The sequence below is a fragment of the Lacticaseibacillus songhuajiangensis genome, from assembly GCF_003946025.1.
In the GTDB taxonomy this organism is placed as follows: Bacteria; Bacillota; Bacilli; order Lactobacillales; family Lactobacillaceae; genus Lacticaseibacillus; species Lacticaseibacillus songhuajiangensis.
Genome location: NZ_RHNR01000087.1, coordinates 1 through 1538, shown reverse-complemented (window position 1 = coordinate 1538; position 1538 = coordinate 1). Strand labels below are relative to the sequence as shown.

Sequence of the window (1538 nt, the reverse complement as noted above, 5' to 3'; positions counted from 1 at the left end):
TGGAGTGAACCCTAAAACTTGGACAACTTTTTTAACTAAATAACTTGTTGATATGAGGCATTCTGAAGGGCAAGTTTTCGGTATTCAACTGGAGACTTGCCTTTTAGTCTGCCCTTCATCCGATAGTTGTTATAGAAGTAGATCCAGTGCTTCATTGCCCTGATCAATTCAACCTTCGTATTAAAATGATCATCCATAACTTCACGCTTCATGATACTGAAGAAGGACTCCATCATGGCATTGTCTAAACAGGCTCCCTTGCGGGACATGCTCTGAAATACCCGATGTTGTTTGAGTACTTTAACCCAACGACGGTTCTGATACTGGAAGCCTTGGTCGGTGTGCACTGTGGTTCGATAAGGTAGTTCAGGAAGACTATCCAGTGCTTCCTGCAGTGGTTTAACGGCAAACGTCACGGTAGGACTGTCACTGATGTTGTAAGCGAGGATTTCGCCCGAGAAGAGGTCCATCACTGGTTCAAGGTAAACACGTTCCGCCTTGCTCATGCCACCATAGCGAAACTCACTCACATCGACGGCTAGTTTCTGATACGGGCGGTCTGTCTGGAATCGGCGGCGTAGTAAATTACGCGCAACGGTGCCCACCGTTCCCTTGTAGGAGTTGTACTTGCGCAATCCCTTGGCGTTATACGTGGAAAGCCAGTTATACATCCGCAGGATGTTCAGCACATGTTTGTGGTTAACTCGATAACCGAGCTCATGTAGCCGGGCAGTAATTGGCCGGTAACCAAACTTCTTACCGTAAATGGGATCGTAATCACGAATATCACAAATAGCCTGAATCAGTTCGGCTTCTCGTGCGGCCTTGGCGGCCGCATTCTGTTTTGCACTAGTCTGTTGATAGTAATAGGTGCTGCGCTTTACGTTCACTACTTTGAGTATGAAGGTAAGTGACTTATCGAATTTCTGCCTTAACTCGTTTACGATTTGCGCGATTTCCGCGAAAGTAATTTTTGCCGGGCTAAGGCGTCTAATTTTTTTAGATAGGCATTCTCGATGCGCAGTTGTTCATTCTCGCGTTGTAGTTGCTTAAACGCGTCATCGTTGGGTTTCTCATTAGGCTGTGCGGCGGGTTTTTTAATTTGTTTCTTGGCTTTATGCTTATTCATCGGCTGCCGTCCTTTTCGCTTCAACGTCAGGTCTTTATTACCACCACCGGCATACCCATTTTGCCAGCGAGAAATTGTGCCAGACGCAGGAATGTTAAAGTGAAGGGCTGTTTCTTCAATGGTAGCGTGATGTTGTTGTTTCCAGTTTAATACGGACGCTTTGAACTCTCTACTGTATTGAGAACGAATAACGCGTGGCTCGAGCCCTTTCAAGCCATATTTCTGATACTGGCCAACCCATCGGTCGATACTAGCGGGATTGCCAATGTGATACTCACGAGCAAGGATACGCGCGCTAACACCAGACAAATACTGTGAGACTAGGTTTATTTTGAAATCTAAATCATATTTGATCATATAGAAACCCCCGAACTTGGATTTGTTGTCCAAGTTTTGGGGTTCACTACAA

2 protein-coding genes are annotated in these 1538 nt (G+C 45.6%); both read right to left on the bottom strand.

Going from position 1 to position 1538, the window contains the following annotated elements:
• Positions 1 to 35: 35 nt before the first annotated feature.
• Positions 36 to 956 carry an IS3 family transposase gene (locus tag EKM97_RS11830; RefSeq protein ID WP_263853724.1) on the bottom strand — a complete coding sequence of 307 codons (921 nt, stop codon included), beginning with the start codon at positions 954 to 956 and terminating at the stop codon, positions 36 to 38.
• Positions 941 to 1538 (bottom strand): helix-turn-helix domain-containing protein (locus EKM97_RS11825; protein ID WP_225419286.1); only part of this gene is annotated, 598 nt, incomplete at its 5' end. The genes EKM97_RS11830 and EKM97_RS11825, both read right to left, overlap by 16 nt.